Origin of the sequence: Streptomyces sp. NPDC090499, from assembly GCF_044769305.1 — a bacterium.
In the GTDB taxonomy this organism is placed as follows: domain Bacteria; phylum Actinomycetota; class Actinomycetes; order Streptomycetales; family Streptomycetaceae; genus Streptomyces.
On sequence record NZ_JBIVXP010000029.1, the window covers coordinates 63,913 to 80,829 of the forward strand.

The 16,917-nt window shown below is 72.6% G+C and carries 13 protein-coding genes, 4 tRNA genes and 1 other RNA gene; 9 read left to right on the forward strand and 9 right to left on the reverse strand.

What is annotated here, in order from left to right; translation table 11 throughout:
• The first annotated feature begins 37 nt into the window (after positions 1 to 37).
• The 8 genes from ACIQVL_RS48150 (at position 38) to ACIQVL_RS48185 (ending at position 4,543) form a co-directional block, all read left to right on the forward strand.
• Positions 38 to 355 carry an Lsr2 family protein gene (locus ACIQVL_RS48150; protein WP_351706462.1) on the forward strand — a complete coding sequence of 106 codons (318 nt, stop codon included), beginning with the start codon at positions 38 to 40 and terminating at the stop codon, positions 353 to 355.
• A gap of 136 nt (positions 356 to 491) precedes the next feature.
• Positions 492 to 563: transfer RNA gene (locus tag ACIQVL_RS48155), tRNA-Gly, on the forward strand.
• Between the two features lie 80 nt (positions 564 to 643).
• Positions 644 to 719: transfer RNA gene (locus tag ACIQVL_RS48160), tRNA-Gly, on the forward strand.
• Between the two features lie 160 nt (positions 720 to 879).
• Positions 880 to 1,803 (forward strand): ABC transporter ATP-binding protein, encoded by a 924-nt coding sequence (locus tag ACIQVL_RS48165; protein WP_403478805.1) that lies wholly within the window; start codon positions 880 to 882, stop codon positions 1,801 to 1,803.
• Positions 1,800 to 2,567, forward strand: a complete 768-nt coding sequence (locus ACIQVL_RS48170; protein ID WP_403444036.1) for an ABC transporter permease — start codon at positions 1,800 to 1,802, stop codon at positions 2,565 to 2,567. Before ACIQVL_RS48165 ends, ACIQVL_RS48170 begins: the two co-directional genes overlap by 4 nt.
• Positions 2,568 to 2,583: 16 nt before the next feature.
• Positions 2,584 to 3,837: a sensor histidine kinase gene (locus ACIQVL_RS48175; protein ID WP_403444038.1), complete on the forward strand. Its 1,254-nt coding sequence runs from the start codon at positions 2,584 to 2,586 to the stop codon at positions 3,835 to 3,837.
• Positions 3,834 to 4,448, forward strand: a complete 615-nt coding sequence (locus ACIQVL_RS48180) for a response regulator (protein ID WP_403444040.1) — start codon at positions 3,834 to 3,836, stop codon at positions 4,446 to 4,448. Before ACIQVL_RS48175 ends, ACIQVL_RS48180 begins: the two co-directional genes overlap by 4 nt.
• Before the next feature lie 22 nt (positions 4,449 to 4,470).
• Positions 4,471 to 4,543, forward strand: a tRNA-Gly gene (locus ACIQVL_RS48185).
• 148 nt (positions 4,544 to 4,691) lie between these two features.
• Here ACIQVL_RS48185 and ACIQVL_RS48190 read toward each other — a convergent pair.
• The 6 genes from ACIQVL_RS48190 to ffs form a co-directional block, all read right to left on the reverse strand.
• Complete coding sequence (locus tag ACIQVL_RS48190; protein ID WP_403444041.1) at positions 4,692 to 5,591, reverse strand: phosphoribosylaminoimidazolesuccinocarboxamide synthase; 900 nt, start codon at positions 5,589 to 5,591, stop codon at positions 4,692 to 4,694.
• Between the two features lie 107 nt (positions 5,592 to 5,698).
• Positions 5,699 to 7,195, reverse strand: coding sequence for a N,N-dimethylformamidase beta subunit family domain-containing protein (locus ACIQVL_RS48195; protein WP_403444043.1), 1,497 nt, complete (start codon positions 7,193 to 7,195; stop codon positions 5,699 to 5,701).
• Positions 7,196 to 7,492: 297 nt separating this feature from the next.
• The gene (locus tag ACIQVL_RS48200) at positions 7,493 to 9,406 is read right to left on the reverse strand and encodes a hypothetical protein (protein ID WP_403478806.1); all 1,914 of its coding nucleotides are present in this window, start codon (positions 9,404 to 9,406) and stop codon (positions 7,493 to 7,495) included.
• Positions 9,407 to 9,687: 281 nt separating this feature from the next.
• Positions 9,688 to 10,950, reverse strand: coding sequence for a phosphoribosylamine--glycine ligase (gene purD / locus ACIQVL_RS48205; protein WP_403444048.1), 1,263 nt, complete (start codon positions 10,948 to 10,950; stop codon positions 9,688 to 9,690).
• Positions 10,951 to 11,553: 603 nt separating this feature from the next.
• The gene (locus ACIQVL_RS48210) at positions 11,554 to 13,773 is read right to left on the reverse strand and encodes a DNA polymerase III subunit gamma and tau (RefSeq protein WP_403478807.1); all 2,220 of its coding nucleotides are present in this window, start codon (positions 13,771 to 13,773) and stop codon (positions 11,554 to 11,556) included.
• Between the two features lie 45 nt (positions 13,774 to 13,818).
• Positions 13,819 to 13,917: signal recognition particle sRNA small type (ffs, locus tag ACIQVL_RS48215), an RNA gene on the reverse strand.
• 72 nt (positions 13,918 to 13,989) lie between these two features.
• On the opposite strand from ffs, the gene ACIQVL_RS48220 reads away from it, so the two are divergent.
• Positions 13,990 to 14,077: transfer RNA gene (locus ACIQVL_RS48220), tRNA-Ser, on the forward strand.
• 79 nt (positions 14,078 to 14,156) lie between these two features.
• On the opposite strand, the gene ACIQVL_RS48225 is transcribed toward ACIQVL_RS48220, so the two are convergent.
• From ACIQVL_RS48225 to ACIQVL_RS48235, 3 genes are read right to left on the reverse strand one after another with little or no spacing between them, the layout of a single operon-like run.
• Positions 14,157 to 15,395, reverse strand: a complete 1,239-nt coding sequence (locus ACIQVL_RS48225) for a tyrosine-type recombinase/integrase (RefSeq protein WP_403478808.1) — start codon at positions 15,393 to 15,395, stop codon at positions 14,157 to 14,159.
• Positions 15,396 to 15,405: 10 nt separating this feature from the next.
• Entirely contained in the window at positions 15,406 to 15,636 is a 231-nt protein-coding gene (locus tag ACIQVL_RS48230; protein WP_403478809.1) for an excisionase family DNA-binding protein, read from the reverse strand.
• On the reverse strand, positions 15,629 to 16,909 hold the full coding sequence (locus ACIQVL_RS48235) for a replication initiator (RefSeq protein WP_403478818.1): 1,281 nt from the start codon (positions 16,907 to 16,909) through the stop codon (positions 15,629 to 15,631). Before ACIQVL_RS48235 ends, ACIQVL_RS48230 begins: the two co-directional genes overlap by 8 nt.
• Positions 16,910 to 16,917 lie beyond the last annotated feature (8 nt).

Genomic DNA, 16,917 nt, shown 5'->3' on the forward strand with positions numbered 1-16,917 from the left:
GCTGTATAGACGTGCCACACGAAGGGACCGAATATTCGTGGCGCAGAAGGTCGTGGTCACTCTCTTTGACGACATCGACGGCTCGGAAGCGGCGGAAACGATCGCCTTCGGACTCGACGGCAAGTCGTACGAGATCGATCTGAATCAAGCCAACGCCAAGAAACTGCGCAGGGCCCTGGAGCCCTACGTGGTGGCCGGCCGCAAGCGGTCGAAGTCGGGCAAGGCGTACAAGCAGACGGAGGTCGCCCCCGACCCGGCGGCCGTCCGCGCCTGGGCGCAGGCGAACAAGATGGATGTCCCGGCCCGCGGCCGCATCCCGAAGAAGGTGTACGAGGCGTTCAGTGCCGCCCAGTGACAGGGGCGGCCGGCTGCCCTCAGGGAGCGTCAGCCGCCCCTGGGGGCAGCCGACTTGCGCTACCCCCCTGCTGGTCAGCTAATGTCTGGAGCACGCCGAAGGGCCCGGCCGAAAAGCCGCAGCCCACGGAGTACATGCGGGTGTAGTTCAGTAGCAGAACATCCCCCTTCCAGGGGGAAGGCGCAGTGTGCAATTCCTGTCACCCGCTCTGCACCGCCGTCCTGAGCATGCTTGTGGATCAGGTAGGCTGGTGCTCGCACCGATCGGTGGGAGCCGGTCGGGAGCAGTGCGGACGTAGCTCAGTTGGTAGAGCGCAACCTTGCCAAGGTTGAGGTCGCGAGTTCGAGCCTCGTCGTCCGCTCCAGCTCATAGAGGAAACCCCAGTCGTATGACTGGGGTTTTTTCGTGCGCCCGTCTCCAGGGTCTCCCGCGTCTCCCGCATGGAGAGGCCCTCTGACATTTGTCATGGCGAGTGATGACACCGCGCACTGCTCCGCGGCCCCGGCCGCGGGGACGCTGGAGTCATGAACAACGAACACGTGATTGAGGTCACAGATCTCCGGCGTGTCTACGGGGGCGGGTTCGAGGCGGTCCGTGGAATCACCTTCTCCGTGGCCCGCGGGGAGATCTTCGCGCTGCTCGGCACCAACGGCGCCGGAAAGACGTCGACGGTCGAACTGCTCGAAGGACTCGCCGCCCCGGACGGGGGCCGGGTACGGGTACTGGGCCACGACCCGCACCGGGAGCGGGCCGCCGTCCGCCCGCGCACCGGCGTGATGCTCCAGGAGGGCGGCTTCCCCTCCGAGCTGACCGTCGGCGAGACGGTACGGATGTGGGCCGGCTGTACGACAGGAGCCCGGCCTCCGGCCGAGGCGCTCGGCCTGGTCGGGCTCGGCGGCCGGACGGACGTCCGGGTCAAGCAGCTCTCCGGCGGCGAGCGCCGCCGCCTCGACCTGGCGCTCGCGCTGCTCGGCAGGCCCGAGGTGCTGTTCCTGGACGAGCCGACCACCGGACTCGACGCCGAAGGCCGCCGGGACACCTGGGAGTTGGTGCGCACACTGCGCGACGACGGGACGGCCGTCCTGCTCACCACGCACTACCTGGAGGAGGCCGAGGACCTCGCCGACCGGCTCGCGATCCTGCACGAGGGACGCATCGCGGCCGCCGGCACACCGGGCGAGGTGACCGCCGGCCGGCCCGCGCGGATGTCCTTCGAACTGCCCACGGGCTACTTCCTCGGAGACCTGCCGCCGCTCGCCGCGCTGGGCGTGTGCGGACACGAACTCGACGGCGGCCTCGTCCGGCTGCGCACCCGCGAGGTGCAGCGGACCGCCGCCGCGGTACTGGGCTGGGCCGAGCGGACCGGGGTCGAACTGCACCGGCTGGAGGTGCGCTCCGCCTCCCTGGAGGAGGCGTTCCTGGGGATCGCGAAGGAGGCGGCCGCATGAACACGGTGATCACGACACGGCTGCGCGCCCTCTCCCACGCCGAACTGCTCCTCTTCGGCCGCAACCGCAGCGCGGTCCTCACCGCACTGCTCGTGCCGCTCGCCCTGCCGGTCACGGTGCGGCCCGCGCTCGACCAGTTCGACCTCAGGGCGAAGGGACTGAACGCCGGCACGCTGATGCTGACCGCGGCGATCGGCTTCTCCTTCCTGTTCGCCGTCTACAGCTCACTGGTCGGCGCGTTCGTCGCCCGCCGCGAGGAACTCGTCCTCAAACGGCTGCGCACCGGCGAACTGTCCGACGCGGAGATCCTGGCCGGCACCGCCCTGCCCGCCGTCTGCCTCGGCCTGGCCCAGGCGCTGCTGCTGACCGCCGGCTGCACGGTGCTGCTCGACGCGGGCGCGCCCAGGGCGCCGTACCTCACGCTGCTCGGGCTCCTCCTCGGCCTGCTGCTCAGCGCCGCGCTCGCCGCGCTCACCTCGGCCTTCACCCGGACCACCGAGAGCGCCCAGGTCACCGCGCTGCCCCTGCTCTTCGTCTCCCTGCTGGGCTCGGGCATCGCGATGCCCGCGGACGCCCTGCCCGGCCGGGTCGCCAAGGTCTGCGAACTCCTCCCGCTCTCCCCGGCCGTCCGCCTGGTCCGGGCCGGCTGGACCGGGGAGCTCGACGCGGGCCAGGCCCTGGGTGCGGTCCTCACCGCCCTGGCCTGGACCGTGGTCGCGGTGTTTGCTGTACGGCGGTGGTTCCGCTGGGAACCCCGGCGCTGAGGGGAACGGGACCGGGATGAGCGGGGCAGCAGGCGGCTGGTGGCGGGAGAAGACCACTCCCGCCAAGGTCGAGACGTACACACGGTGGTCGTTCCACTTCTTCGCGGCGATCGAGGTCACGGCGATCGGGCTGCCGGTGTTCGCGCAGGCCGGGCCGGGGGTCGCGGGCTGGCTCATGACGATGGTCGCCGTGCACGCGCTGCTCTGCGCGGTGACCGCCTCCCGGGCCCTGGACTGGACCCGCGGCCGGCGGCAGCAGCCGGTGCGGCTGCTGTGGACGCTCGCCACGGCGACGTACGTCTTCGCCGTCGTCGCCCTCGTCCTGCGCAAGCACGGGTCGGGGCCGGACATGGACGCCGCCGGCGGCAGCATCTTCACCGGGGTGCTGGCCTTCGGCGTCGGGACCATGGCGCTCGGGGTGCACAACCGGAAGCGGGTGCTGTCGCTCGTCACGGGCTTCGCCTGCGGTGCCGGAGCGGTCTCCTTCCCGCTCGGCTACCCCGGGGCGGCCGCGCTGTTCATCGCGTTCGCGGTGTTCCTCGGCGGTGCGTTCGTCGCCGCCACCTCGGTCTTCTCCCTCTGGCTGCTGAACGCCGTCTACGAACTCGACGAGGCCCGCGAGACCCGGACCCGGCTCGCCGTCGCGGAGGAACGGCTGCGGTTCGGGCGCGATCTGCACGACGTCCTCGGCCGGAACCTCGCCGTCATCGCCCTCAAGAGCGAACTGGCCGTCCAGCTGGCCCGGCGCGAACGGCCCGAGGCCGTCGACCAGATGATCGAGGTGCAGCGGATCGCACAGGAGTCGCAGCGGGAGGTCCGCGATGTCGTACGGGGCTACCGGGAGGCCGACCTGGGGACCGAACTCGCCGGTGCGCAGGGCGTGCTGACGGCCGCGGGAGTCACCTGCGAGGTGACCGGCGACGCCGCCGGGCTGCCCGCCGAGGTGCAGTCGGCGCTCGGCTGGGTGGTGCGGGAGGCGACCACCAACGTGCTGCGGCACGGGGACGCGGGACGGTGCACGGTGGGGCTGCGGATACGGGAGGGATGTGTGGTGCTGACGGTGGAGAACGACGGGGTCGTGGTGCGCGGGACGGGCGGGACTTCCCGAGGCGGTGGGTCCGGGCTCGCCGGGCTGCGGGAGCGGCTCGCGGTGGTCGACGGGACGCTGGAGGCCGGACCGGTCGGGGCGGACGGGTTCCGGGTGGTGGCCTCGGTGCCGCTGTCCGGCCGCACGACCGCCGATACGAGTGTGAGCGGAGTCACTTCATGACACCTCCGGTACGGCTGTTGCTCGCGGACGACGAGCATCTGATCCGGGGTGCGCTGGCCGCGCTGCTCGGTCTCGAGGACGATCTGGTCGTCGTCGCGGAGGCGGCGAGCGGGCCCGAGGCGCTGGCCATGGCACAGGCCCACCGGCCCGATGTGGCGGTGCTGGATCTGCAGATGCCGGGCGCCGACGGTGTGAGGGTCGCCACAACGCTCCGCGCCGAACTGCCCGGCTGCCGGGTGCTGATCGTCACCGGGCACGGGCGGCCCGGCCATCTGAAGCGGGCGCTGGCCGCCGGAGTGCGCGGGTTCGTCCCGAAGACGGTGAGCGCGCAGCGGCTCGCCGAGATCATCCGGACCGTGCACGCGGGAAACCGGTACATCGACCCGGAGTTGGCCGCCGACGCGATCTCCGCCGGGGACTCGCCGCTGACCGCGCGAGAGGCGGAGGTGCTGGAGCTGGCGGCCGACGGGGCGCCGGTCGCGGAGATCGCCGAGCGGGCCGCGCTGTCGCCGGGAACCGTGCGGAACTACCTCTCCTCGGCCGTCACCAAACTCGGTGCCGAGAACCGTCATGCGGCAGTGCGTCTCGCACGGGAGCGAGGTTGGGTATAGTTGCTCTCGCGCCACGGCGCATGCGGACGTAGCTCAGTTGGTAGAGCGCAACCTTGCCAAGGTTGAGGTCGCGAGTTCGAGCCTCGTCGTCCGCTCAGAGGAGAAGGCCCCCGGTTTCTGCCGGGGGCCTTCTGCGTTGTTCAAGGGGTTCTGCGTTGTTCGGGCGCCTTCGTCGCTCCCGGGCCGTCGCTCCCGGGCCGTCGGTCGCTCCCGGGCCTGGGGTCGGCCCGGGAGACGCCGCCGTCACGACCAGGTGTTGCCCGTCAGCCGCTCGTACGCCTCGATGTACTTCGCGCGGGTCGCCTCGACCACCTGCTCCGGCAGCGGCGGCGGGGGCTGCTCGCTCCTGCGGTCCCAGCCGGACTCGGCCGAGGTCAGCCAGTCGCGCACGTACTGCTTGTCGAACGACGGCTGGGCGCGGCCCGGCTGCCACTCGTCGGCCGGCCAGAAGCGGGACGAGTCCGGGGTGAGGACCTCGTCGGCGAGGACGAGGGTGTCGTTCTCGAAACCGAACTCGAACTTCGTGTCGGCCAGGATGATTCCCCGGTCCCGGGCGATGTCCCGCGCCCTGCCATACACCGCGAGGGTGGCCTGGCGCAGCTGGGCGGCGGTCTCGGCGCCGACCTGGCGGGCGACCTCCTCGTACGACACGTTCTCGTCGTGCTCGCCGACCTCGGCCTTGGTGGCCGGGGTGAAGATCGGGGCGGGCAGCTCGGAGCCGTCCACGAGGCCCTCGGGCAGGGCGAGGCCGCACACCGTGCGGGACTCCTGGTACTCGGCGAGGCCCGAGCCGGTGAGGTAGCCGCGGGCCACGCACTCGACCGGGAGCATCTTCAGGGACTTGCAGATCAGGGTGCGGCCCGCCCAGTCGGCGGGGGCGCCCTCGGGCAGCTCGGTGCTGATGACGTGGTTGGAGGCCAGGTCGGCGAGCTTGTCGAACCACCACAGGGAGAGCTGGGTGAGCACCCGTCCCTTGTCGGGGATCTCGGTCGGCAGCACCCAGTCGTAGGCGGACAGGCGGTCGCTGGCGACCATCACGAGGTCTCCGGCCGCGTTCTGGTACAGCTCGCGCACCTTGCCGGTGTGCAGATGCACCAGGCCCGGCACCTCCACGGGCTCGGGCTTTTCGACGAATCCGGACACGGTTCCTCCCCGTGGTTCTGTACAGGTGCCCTCGATTCTCCCGTATGCCGGGTTGCGCACGGACAGCGGGGCCGCGCGGACACCTGTGCGGGGCGGCCGCGCCCGCGTCAGTCGTGCTTGCAGATGCGGTCCAGGAGGTTGGCCGTGGCCCGCTGGACACGGGGGTCGATGTGGCCGGGGCGGTCCAGGGCCGGGGACCAGGCGAAGGTGCCGGCGGCGAAGACCAGGGCGCCGGAGGGGGCGCGGTAGAGGGAGGTCTCCTGGTGGCGCAGGACGCCGTCGTTGTCGGTGTAGGGGGAGTGGGCGAGCAGGATGCGCTCCTCGTGCTCGGGCAGCGCGGTACGCGGGAAGTAACGGTCCGCCTCACCGGCCACCAGGCCCGGGAGTTCGTCGCCCTCGTGCGCGCCGGTGGCCTCCCAGAGCCAGTGCCCCGCGTTCCGCACGATCAGGGGGTACGGCTCGGGGACCCGGCCCGCGTACTGGATGCCGACCGTCTGCTGTTCGGGCCGGTCGATCTCGCGCCAGAGCACGGGCTTCCCCGGGCCCTTGCGTTTTCGGCAGGTCAGCAGCCGGTCCGGGACCCCGGACGGCGACGGCCCCAACTCGACCTGCCAGTACATGGTGTTGGCGGAGAGGAAGACGAGGCTGGTGCCGCTGTCCCGGGCCAGCTCGACGGTGCGGCGCATCTGCGGCGACCAGTACTCGTCGTGGCCCGGGAAGACCAGGCCCCGGTAGCGGGTCGGGTCGACGCGGCCGGCGTGCAGGTCGCGGGCGTCGGCGTAGGCCAGGTCGTAGCCGTAGCGCTCGGCCCAGCGGATGAAGTCGTAGGCGTGGCCGACGTGCAGGGGCAGGCCGGCGCCCGCGAACGGCCGGTCGAAGGAGACGGTGGTCGCCGCGTCGGCCTCGCCGAGCAGCCGGCCGCGCTCGTCCCAGGCGTGGTAGAGGCTGGCGCCGGTGCGGCCGTCCTCCGGGTAGAGGTTGTACGCCTGCCAGGTGATGTCCGGCAGCAGGAGCAGCAGGTCGGCCGGGTGGTTGTCGCGGATCGTGAAGGGCACGTGGGAGCGGTAGCCGTCGGCCGTGGTGAGCACGGCGACGTACGCGCCGATGCTCCAGTACGACGGGACCTGCAGCCGCCAGGAGAGCCACCAGTGGTGGCAGGAGACCGTGCGGTCGGCGGCCAGCGGCGGGGGCTGGACGATGCCGGACAGCCGGGGGCTGGTGGTGATCTTGGACGCGCCGTCGCCGCCGTAGTGGCCGATGCGGTAGATGTCGACGCTGAACTCCTGCGGCGGGTCGACCGTGATGTGGAAGTCGACGGCCTCGCCCGGGGTGACCGCGCCGGTCGAGGTGAACCCCTTGATCTGGCGGTGCACGTCGTCCGCGGAGCGCGGGCCGCCGTCGGCGGTGCGCGGTGCCGGGACCCGGGGGTTCTCGCCCGTGGGCTGTGGCCTGCTGGGGTCCACGTACCAGGGGACGACATGACCGGTGTCGTCGAAATAGGTCTCGCTGCCGCGCAGCCAGGGGACGGGCCCCTGACCGAAGGGGTCCGTGACGGCGTGCGCGAGTGCTCCCGACTCCCAGCGGCGGATCTGGTCCGATGCCATGGTGGCTCCCCTCCCTCGTGCCCCCGTGAAGCGTGCTGCTACGAGCCGATGTGCGATGTGTGCGCCGTGTCGTGCCGATTGCTGTGCCGATTGCTGTGCCGAGTGCTGTGCCGAACTGCGCTGTTCCGTGCCTTGCCGTGCTGTGCCGTGACTGTGTCGTCTGTCTTATGTCGGATGCGCTTGCCACATCCGACAACGGTCCCAGCACATCACATAACGCACGTGTACGGTCACGGTTCGTTGCGAATTTGCCTGAAGTGGAACAGTTTGCTCCGCTAAAGCGCCGAAACGCCGAGGTCAGACCAGTCGGACCGGTTTCTCGGGACGTATTCCGGACTCGACCAGCCAGGCCCGCAGCGGGGCCGGGTCTCCCTCCTCGATGAGGCTGAGGATTCTGGGCGTCAGGTCGGCGGTCCGCTCGCCGTCGACCAGCAGGGCCGGACCGTCGAGCCAGTCCAGGCCGGGGGTGGCTCCGGCGGTGTCCACGGCCGCGCAGCACACCATCGCCTTGACGTGGTCGGCGAGGAGTTCGCGGGCGGTGCGCGGGGGTTGGAGCGGGAAGAGGGGCAGTGCCCCGTCGTCCCAGAAGGGGCTGCCGGGGCCGCCCTGGCCACCGGCGGCCGCGGGGCAGCCGGGGCGCGCGCTGTCGGCCGTGCTCGCGTGCGCTCCCTCGTGCTCCTCGCGGGCGAGGGCCGCGGTGAGACCGGCGGCGAGGGCGGCGCTGCGTTCGGTGCCGGTGGGCTCGTCGTCCGCCTCGTCGTAGCCGGGGGTACGGAGGCCGTGGCCGGGGGTGCGGGGGTTGTCGTCGGGGGTGCGGGGGTCGTCGTCGAGGGTGCGGGGGTCGTCGTCGAGGGTGCGGGGGTCGTCGTCGAGGGTGCGGGGGTCGTCGTACGCGGGGCGGCAGCGGCGTGTGCCGGGGGCGGCGCTCGGGTCGGTCAGGTGGTCCAGGACCCGGGCCAGGGTGGGGCCGCCGGGGTCCGGGGCGCCGGGGTCGAGGGTGGCGCGGACGCCGAGGGCGTCCAGGACGCGGTGCAGGCGGGCCGCCTCGGTGCGCCAGGTGCGGTCGACGACCTCGTCCGGGTACTCCTGCCAGGCCACCGGTGACCAGGCCGGTCCTGGCTCGGCGGGGCCGCCGTGGAAGAGGCGGGCGGCGAGCAGCGAGGCGGCCTCGTCCACCACGCCCGGTTCCTCCAGCAGGTCGCAGGCGGGCCGCTCGCCCAGCCGGGAGGCGAAGCCCTCGGCCAGCCGGTCGCGCCGGGACAGCTCGGTGAGGGCCGCGACCACGCCCGCGTCCAGCCGGGAGGGCCAGCGGCCCATCCGCCAGGCGGGCAGCGCGACCCGGGTGAGCAGCCGGTCCCAGCCGGCGTAGGCCAGGCCTACCTGCTCCTGGGCGACGATCCGCAGGCCGTAGTCCACGGCCTGGGCCCGCTCGGCGGCCGCGGCGGCGACCCCGCGCTCCATCAGCGCCGCGTGCTCCCGGCAGCCCCGCAGCAGCAGCCGGGCCACCCAGGCGATGCCCGCGCACACCAGGCGGGTGGCCGGACGCCGGGCGGGCGCCGCGGAGACCGCCACCGCCGCGTCCAGGCCCCTGACGAACCGGCGGGCGGCCGCTATGTCCGGATGCGCCGAGGGTCCCGTACCGGCGACGACCGGGGCGAGGACCGCACGGAGCTCGCCGACGCGCATCCACCACAGGAACGGGGAGCCGATGACGAGGACGGGGGCGGCCGGGGTACGGCGGTGCAGGCCGGGGGTGCCGAGCTCGTCACCGCCCTTGGGCGCGGGCGGGCCGTGGGCCGGGTGGGTGCGGTCCTCCAGCCAGCTGTCGCAGTCCGGGGTGAGCGCTATGGCGGAGGGCGCCGGGACGTCCAGGCGGTCGGCGAGGTCGCGCACCATCCGGTACAGGTCGGGGGCGGTCTCCTCCGGGATCGCGACCGTGGGGCTCACGGCCGGGCGGGCGCGGGCCACGACCAGGGCGACGCCGGCGGCGGCCAGCAGCACGAGGACCGCGAGGGCGCCGACGGTCCACCGGGCGGTGTCCCAGCCGCGGCCGACGAAGTGGCCGGTGGAACCGCCGGCCAGCAGGATCACCGTGGCCGCGGCGGGCAGCAGCGCCACGGCCAGGGCGCGGCCGCGGATGCGCAGCACGGCGAGGGCCCGGGTGCGCGCTGCCTGCGCTCCCGCCTCCGCTCCGATACCGGTACTGGTCACGTCCGGACCTCACCCCCTCCCTGCTGTCCTCGGCCTGTCCTGGCTGTTGCTCACTCCCCCACTGTGGCACCCGCCACTGACATCGCAATGCCGGTGGGCCAAGTGCCGGAACGCCTGCGCCGCACCCTAGTTGGGGGTTCGGCCCCCGTCAGCCGGATGGGGCATCGGTCACTCGATGGAATGGCTTTGGTCAGAGGTGATCGACAGAAAGCAACGATCAGGCCCCGGATTTCGGGTCCGGGGCCTGATCAGGGACGGGTCTGCGTGGGCGGGCGGCGGGCTCAGGCCTCCTGGGCCTGGGCAGCCGCCTGCGCGGCGATGTCCGTACGGTGCTGGGAGCCGTCGAGGCCGATCCGCGCCACCGCCGCGTACGCCCGCTCGCGGGCCTGGGCGAGGTCCGCGCCGGTCGCCGTGACGGAGAGGACCCGGCCGCCCGCGCTGACGACGTCGTCACCGGCGCGCTTCGTGCCCGCGTGCAGGACGTAGGCGTGCGGCGCGTCCTCGGCGGCGATGGTGTCGAGACCGGTGATGGGGTCGCCGGTGCGCGGGGTGTCCGGGTAGTTGTGCGAGGCGACGACGACGGTGACGGCCGCGTCGTCGCGCCAGCGCAGCGGCGGGAGGTCGGCGAGGGTGCCGTTCGCGGCGGCGAGCAGGACACCGGCCAGCGGGGTCTGCAGGCGGGCGAGGACCACCTGGGTCTCCGGGTCGCCGAAGCGGGCGTTGAACTCGATGACCCGCACGCCGCGCGAGGTGATCGCGAGGCCGGCGTAGAGGAGACCGGAGAACGGGGTGCCGCGGCGCCGCATCTCGTCGACGGTCGGCTGGAGGACGGTCTCCAGGACCTCGTCGACGAGCTTGGGGTCGGCCCAGGGCAGCGGGGAGTAGGCCCCCATGCCGCCCGTGTTCGGCCCCTCGTCGCCGTCCAGGGCGCGCTTGAAGTCCTGCGCGGGCTGGAGCGGGAGGACGGTCTCGCCGTCGGTGATCGCGAAGAGGCTGACCTCGGGGCCGTCGAGGAACTCCTCGATGACGACCCGCTCGCACCCGGCGGCATGCGCCTTGGCGACGTCCAGGTCGTCCGTGACCACGACGCCCTTGCCGGCCGCGAGCCCGTCGTCCTTCACGACGTACGGCGCGCCGAAGGCGTCCAGCGCCTCGGCGGCCTCCTCGGCGTTTGTGCAGACGTACGAACGCGCGGTCGGGACTCCGGCCCCCGCCATCACGTCCTTGGCGAACGCCTTGGACCCCTCGATCTGCGCGGCCTCCCCGGACGGGCCGAAGACCGGGACACCCGCCGCGCGCACGGCGTCGGCGACTCCGGCGACCAGCGGGGCCTCCGGGCCGACGACCACCAGCTCGGCGCCGAGTTCCAGGGCCAGCGCGGCCACCGCCCCGCCGTCCAGGGCATCGACCTGGTGCAGCTCGGCCACCTCGGCGATGCCGGCGTTGCCGGGGGCGCAGTGCAGCGCGGTGACGTCGGGATCGAGGGACAGGGAGCGGCACAGGGCGTGTTCGCGGGCGCCGCTGCCGATGACAAGGACCTTCACGGGGGCCAGCGTAGCCGGGTGGGCCGACTGGAGGTTCCTCCAAGGGGGCTGGACCGAGAGGTGGCCGCCTCCCGATGCCGGACCTTTTAGGGGCTGCCGCCCCCAAACCCCCGCTTTCGGCCTGAACGGCCTCGTCCTCAAACGCCGGACGGGCTGGGGGGGTGGTTACTGCCTCATACGCCGGGCGGGCTGAGGGGGGTTGCTGCCCCAAACACCGGGCGGGCTGAGGGGTGGTGGCTGCCTCATACGCCGGGCGGGCTGAGGGGGGTGCTGCCTCAAACGCCCGAGGGTCCGGGGGGGTGGTGCGTGCTGCCTCAAAGGCCGGACAGGCCAAGCGGCAGCGCCCCCGTAAGGGGTGCGGGAACTGCGCGACCAGCCACTACGGCGCCGCAGTCCACCGACGGTGTGTCGCGGCACTTCCAACAGAGCACTTGGGAATGGTTGCTGCCTCAAATGCCGGACCGGAAGGGAGCCTTCGCTCTCCTGCGCCGGATCCGCTGGGAAACCCAGGGGCGCGGAGAACTGCGCGCGCAACCCCCCACCGGCCCGCGGCCACCCGACAAGCGGGCCCCCGGCCTCCGAGCCGTCGGCGCCCGCCCCGTGTCACTCGTTCTGGATCTCCTCGACGACCGTCGCCCCCAGTTCCTTCACGATCAGCTCGTGCCCGGAGAGGGCCGACTCGTCGAGGTCGGGGTCGTCCTCCTCGGGGATGTCGTCCTCGGGAGACACCGGCGGCGGTTCCGGGGCGGCGGGCGCCGGGGCCGGAGGCGCTGCCCTCGGGGCGGGCGGCGGGCTCTGGGCCGGGGCGGCGGCCGCGGGGGCCTGCTGTGCGGGCGCGGGGCGAGCCGGGGCCACGGGGGCCGCGCCACCGTAACCGGACGCCGCGGGCGCGCCGTAGCCGGCGGACGGAGCCGCGCCACCGTAACCGGACGCCGCGGGCGCGCCGTAGCCGGCGGACGGAGCCGCGCCACCGCCGCCCGTCGGGTCGACGACCGCCTCGATCCGCCACTGCACGCCGAACTGCTCGCCCAGCGCCTGCCGCAGCACGTCCTCGCTGCCACTGCTCGCGAAGTTGTCGCGGGCGCCGGCGTTGACGAAAGCGATCTGGAGGGTGGTGCCGTCGAAACCGGCGACCTGGGCGTTCTGGCTGAGCAGGATCCAGGTGAAGCGGCGGCGGTTCTTCACAGCTTCCAGGATGTTCGGCCAGAGCACCCGGGGGTCGAGGCCGCCGGCAGGGGCGGCGGCAGCCGGGACGGGTGCGGCTGCCGGGGTCGCCGAGGGCTGCGGGGCCTGCTGGGGAGCCGGAGCGGCGGGACCGCCCGTGGCCGTGGGCCAGCCGCCGGGGCGACGGGTGCCGCCGCCCGCGGGAGCCGCCGTCGGCCAGGCACCGGGCGCCGGAGCGGCCGGGACGGGCGGGGCGGGCGGGGCCGGGGCAGCCGCGGCGGCGGGAGCCGGAGGCTCTGGGGTCTGCACAGGGGCCGGAGCCGGCGCTGGGGCCTGGGCCGGAGCCGGGGTCGGCGCCGCTCCCCCTCGTACGGCCGCCCGGGCCGCCGCCCGGCCGCCGCCCTGCTGCACAGGCGCCTGCTCAGGCGCCGGAGGCTGCACGTGCGCCTCGGGACCGGGGACGTACCCCATGGCGGGTGTGCCGGCCCCGCCCGAGAAGTTGACGCCCCGCTCCAGGCGGTCGAGGCGGGCCATCACGGACCGCTCGTCGCCGTACGCCGCGGGCAGCAGCACGCGGGCGCAGATCAGCTCCAGCTGGAGGCGCGGGGAGGTGGCGCCGCGCATCTCGGTCAGGCCCTCGTTGACGAGGTCGGCGGCGCGGCTGAGCTCGGCGGCGCCGAACGTGCCGGCCTGGGCCTGCATCCGTTCGAGGACGTCGGCGGGGGCGTCGAACAGCCCCTTCTCCGCGGCGTCCGGCACGGCGGCGAGGATCACCAGGTCCCGCAGCCGCTCCAGCAGGTCGGCGACGAAACGGCGCGGGTCGTTGCCCCCCTCGATGATCCGGTCGACGACCTCGAAGGCGGCGGCGCCGTCCCCGGTCGCGAAGGCCTCGACGACGGAGTCGAGCAGGGAGCCGTCGGTGTACCCGAGCAGAGAGGTGGCCATGGCATACGTCACACCCTCCTCGCCCGCACCGGCGAGGAGCTGGTCCATGACGGACATGGAGTCACGCACGGACCCCGCACCGGCGCGCACCACCAGCGGCAGCACGCCGTCCGCGACGGGGATCTGCTCCTTCCCGCACACCTCGCCGAGGTACTCGCGCAGCGTGCCCGGCGGCACCAGCCGGAAGGGGTAGTGGTGGGTCCGCGACCGGATGGTCCCGATGACCTTCTCGGGCTCGGTCGTGGCGAAGATGAACTTCAGATGCTCCGGCGGTTCCTCGACGACCTTGAGCAGCGCGTTGAAGCCGGCCGACGTGACCATGTGGGCCTCGTCGATGATGTAGATCTTGTAGCGGCTGGAGGCGGGCCCGAAGAAGGCCTTCTCGCGCAGCTCACGGGCGTCGTCCACACCACCGTGAGAGGCCGCGTCGATCTCGATGACGTCGATGGATCCCGGCCCGTTCCTCGCCAGGTCCTGACAGGACTGGCACTCCCCGCACGGAGTCGGCGTCGGGCCCTGCTCGCAGTTCAGGCACCGGGCGAGGATCCGGGCGCTGGTCGTCTTGCCACACCCGCGCGGGCCGCTGAACAGGTACGCGTGATTGACCCGGTTGTTCCGCAGCGCCTGCTGCAGCGGGTCGGTGACATGCTCCTGCCCGATGACCTCGGCGAACGACTCCGGGCGATAGCGGCGGTACAGCGCGAGAGACGACACGCATACGAGGTTATAGGCGCCCACTGACAACCCGCCCCGCCCGCAAACGCAAGCGCCCCCCACGCACCCGCCAGAGCCAACCTACCCTTGCTGCCTTCCGGCCCTGGGGGAGTTCAGTCAGATAGCGCCGCGTGAGGGGCTCCGCACAGAGTACCCGACGTCAGCAGGTAGGAACGAGTTCGCGAGCACTCCTCTCGGTCATGTAATGTTCCGAGCGGAGGATTCGCCTAGAGGCCTAGGGCGCACGCTTGGAAAGCGTGTTGGGGGCAACCCCTCACGAGTTCGAATCTCGTATCCTCCGCCAGTGCCTCACCGGGCACGATGTCGAAGGGCCCCACCGCTTGCGGTGGGGCCCTTCGACGTTGTCCGTCTCAGTTTCCGTCTCAGTTCGTTTTCGGGAGTTCCCACAGCGCATCGCCAACTTGCTGCGCGACCTTTCGGAGCATGGTCCCGGTCACGTGCATGTACCGGGCACGCATCCGGGCCGCTCCCCCGGGCTCCCAACCCATGATCGAGTCGATCACGACGTCCGGGACGCCGAGGATCAGGAGGACGGTCGCTGCGGTGTGGCGAGCGTCATGGAGACGGCCGTTCCGGACCCCGGCATCCCGAAGCAGCCGCTTCCAGGTGTGGAAGTCGGTGTTCGGGCTCAGAGGCCCGCCGGTCGGTGAGGCAAAGACGTACCCCTTGCCCTCCCAGTCGGTACCGGCCGCGACCCGCTCCCGTTCCTGGGCTTCCTGGTGCTGGCGGAGAATCTTGATCAGCGGATCGGGCAGACCGATGGTGCGCCGGCCCGCGCGGGACTTGGTGGACTTGTGTTCGCGGCGCGTCTGCTCCCGCTTGGGGCAGTAGCCCGCCTTCCGGCCGCAGGGCTCGCCGCCGCAGCCGTGCGCGTACTTCGGCCGGAGCCGGTTCTTGCGGATGCGGGCGTACCCCGCGTCGAGGTCGACGTCTTCCCAGTGCAGGCCGAGCGCCTCACCTTGGCGAAGGCCGAGTGCAAGGGCTACGACCCAGCGCGCACTGTTGCGGAGCTTGGCCGCCTCGACGAGGAGGCTCTGTACCTCCTCGATCGTGTACGGCTCGATGTCCTCCTCTTCCAGGCGGGGAGCCTTGGCGATCTCTGCCGCGTTCGTGGCGACGTGCCCGCGCCGTACGGCTTCACCGAGGGCGCCCCGGATCGTCCGGTGGGCGTGGTGGGCGGTGCCGGCGGAGCTCCCGGAGGTCTGCATCTTCCGGTAGAAGCGCTCCAGGTGCTCCGGCTCCAGGCGGTCGAGCTTGTGAGCGCCCAGGCCGGGCACGAGGTGAACGCGTACGTCGACCTCGTACCCGTCGTACGTGTTCTCCGAGACGTACGGCTTGGCGATGTTCTCGACCCAGTGCTCAAGCCAGGCCTGGAGCGTCCAGCTCTGCCCCGGCTTCCTGAGCTTCTTGTCGTCCCGCGCCCGCTCCATCTCGCGGACGGCTTTGGTCACCTCCGCCTTGGTCTTGCGTTCGATGTGGCGGCGGTCGGGCTTGCCGTCATCACGGACGCCGACCGTCACCCGCCCGTGCCACTTGCCGTCCTTGCCGAGGTAGATGGTCGAGGCCCCGTTGGGCTGGCGGGTGCGCTTCTGCTCTGCCATGTCGTCCCTCTCAGGCCGCGTGGGCGGGTCGGTGGCGGAGCTTGGCCACGTAGGCGGGTACGGCGTCGGCGGGGACCCGGCGGAGCCGCCCGACCGTGACGGACTCGATCTCTCCCGCGAGGACGAGCCGAAAGCACGTCGTACGGCCGATGCGGAGTCGGCGGGCAGCTTCCTCCACGGTCAGGAGGACCAAGAACTGGTCGGAGGTCTCGGGCACGGTGGCGAGGCGGGGCTCAGCCATGGGTTGGTTCTCCTTCCGTTCCGGGGGCGGGTTCGAGGGATGCGGCAAGCCAGGTCTCGGCAGCGCTCAAGCCAGAGCCGGCGAAGACCCAGTGGGCGAGGACGTACGTCGTGTCCGGCCGAGGGTTGGCTGCCGCTGCTTGTGCTCGGCGCCATTCGGCGCGGGCGTCGCGGAGGGCGCCGAGGGTGGTGGAGTAGCGGCGGGATTTGGTGGAGAAGTGGCCGCGGAAGCCGAGCATGTGGGCCCAGGCCCGCAGGCGGAGGTGTTCGAGGTCTTTGCGGGCGCCGAGGGTCCAGGCGGTTCGGATGAGTTGGCGGGCGTGGTCGCTGATGTCGAGCTGGGCGAGCTCGGCGGCGAACTTCAGCGGCCGGTCGAGGGCGCCCGTGGCTGTCTCGGCGCCTTTGGTGGCGTACTTGGCGATGTAGGCGGCGACGGCACGTTCGGTGAGTTCCTGGCCGTTGTCGAAGTCGGCGGAGCGGATGGTGCGGACGTCGAGTTGGCGGCCGAAGGTGAAGGTGTGGGTGCGGCCGTCGATGACCGGGCCGTCGACGCGGACCTTGGAGGCAGCGGCGTGGATGGCGTCGGTGAGCAGTTCAGCCGTGGCCCAGGGCGGGGGCGGGGTGTCGCCGCCTGTCGGGCCGTCGAGGCGGATGACGGCGTGGAAGTGGACGGCGCCGCGCTTTTGGTACTCGGCGACCTTGGCGAAGGACACGCGCGCGTGGTCGCGGAGGCGCCGCTGTGACAGGCCCGCGCGCTTGGCTACCTCCCGGCGGAGGTAGATCGAGAAGCGCCGCCAGAGGGCTCCCGCGTGGGCGTTCCAGAGAACGGCTGCTTCGTAGTCGTAGGTGTCCGGGTCGAGCGGAGTACCGAGGGCGTCGTCGTCCTGGTCGTGGTGGGTGCCGCAGCGGCAGGGACGACCGTCGGTGCGGCGGTTGTGGACGGGGCCGAAGCCGGGAGCGGTGAAGGTGGCGAAGACGCGCGGGTGGGCGGCGACCTGTTCCGGGGTGCCCTTGCCTCCCCGGAGTCCGGCGGTGATCAGCTGGAAGGTGTCGCGGCGGTAGACCTCGGCGCAGGCCGGGCAGCGGGTCGTGCGCCGGTTGTTGCAGCGGACGAGGAGTTGGCCGGCGGGCAGGTCGGTGGAGTCGAGGTGCTGGAGGATGCGGCCGATCTCGCCCGTCGTGGTGTCGACGTCGTATTCGGTGCGGCGGCCGTCGAGGCGGATGGGGTTGGTGCAGCCGCCGAGGCCGGAGAGTTGGCGGAGGATACCGGGCAGGGTGCCGC

What these genes read in the sequence shown, in the direction of transcription:
- ACIQVL_RS48165 (WP_403478805.1), top strand. Translation starts at nt 880, where the DNA reads ATGAACAACGAACACGTGATTGAGGTCACAGATCTCCGGCGTGTCTAC.
- ACIQVL_RS48170 (WP_403444036.1), top strand. Translation starts at nt 1,800, where the DNA reads ATGAACACGGTGATCACGACACGGCTGCGCGCCCTCTCCCACGCCGAA.
- ACIQVL_RS48175 (WP_403444038.1), top strand. Translation starts at nt 2,584, where the DNA reads ATGAGCGGGGCAGCAGGCGGCTGGTGGCGGGAGAAGACCACTCCCGCC.
- ACIQVL_RS48180 (WP_403444040.1), top strand. Translation starts at nt 3,834, where the DNA reads ATGACACCTCCGGTACGGCTGTTGCTCGCGGACGACGAGCATCTGATC.
- ACIQVL_RS48195 (WP_403444043.1), bottom strand. Translation starts at nt 7,195, where the DNA reads ATGGCATCGGACCAGATCCGCCGCTGGGAGTCGGGAGCACTCGCGCAC.
- ACIQVL_RS48225 (WP_403478808.1), bottom strand. Translation starts at nt 15,395, where the DNA reads ATGGCAGAGCAGAAGCGCACCCGCCAGCCCAACGGGGCCTCGACCATC.
- ACIQVL_RS48230 (WP_403478809.1), bottom strand. Translation starts at nt 15,636, where the DNA reads ATGGCTGAGCCCCGCCTCGCCACCGTGCCCGAGACCTCCGACCAGTTC.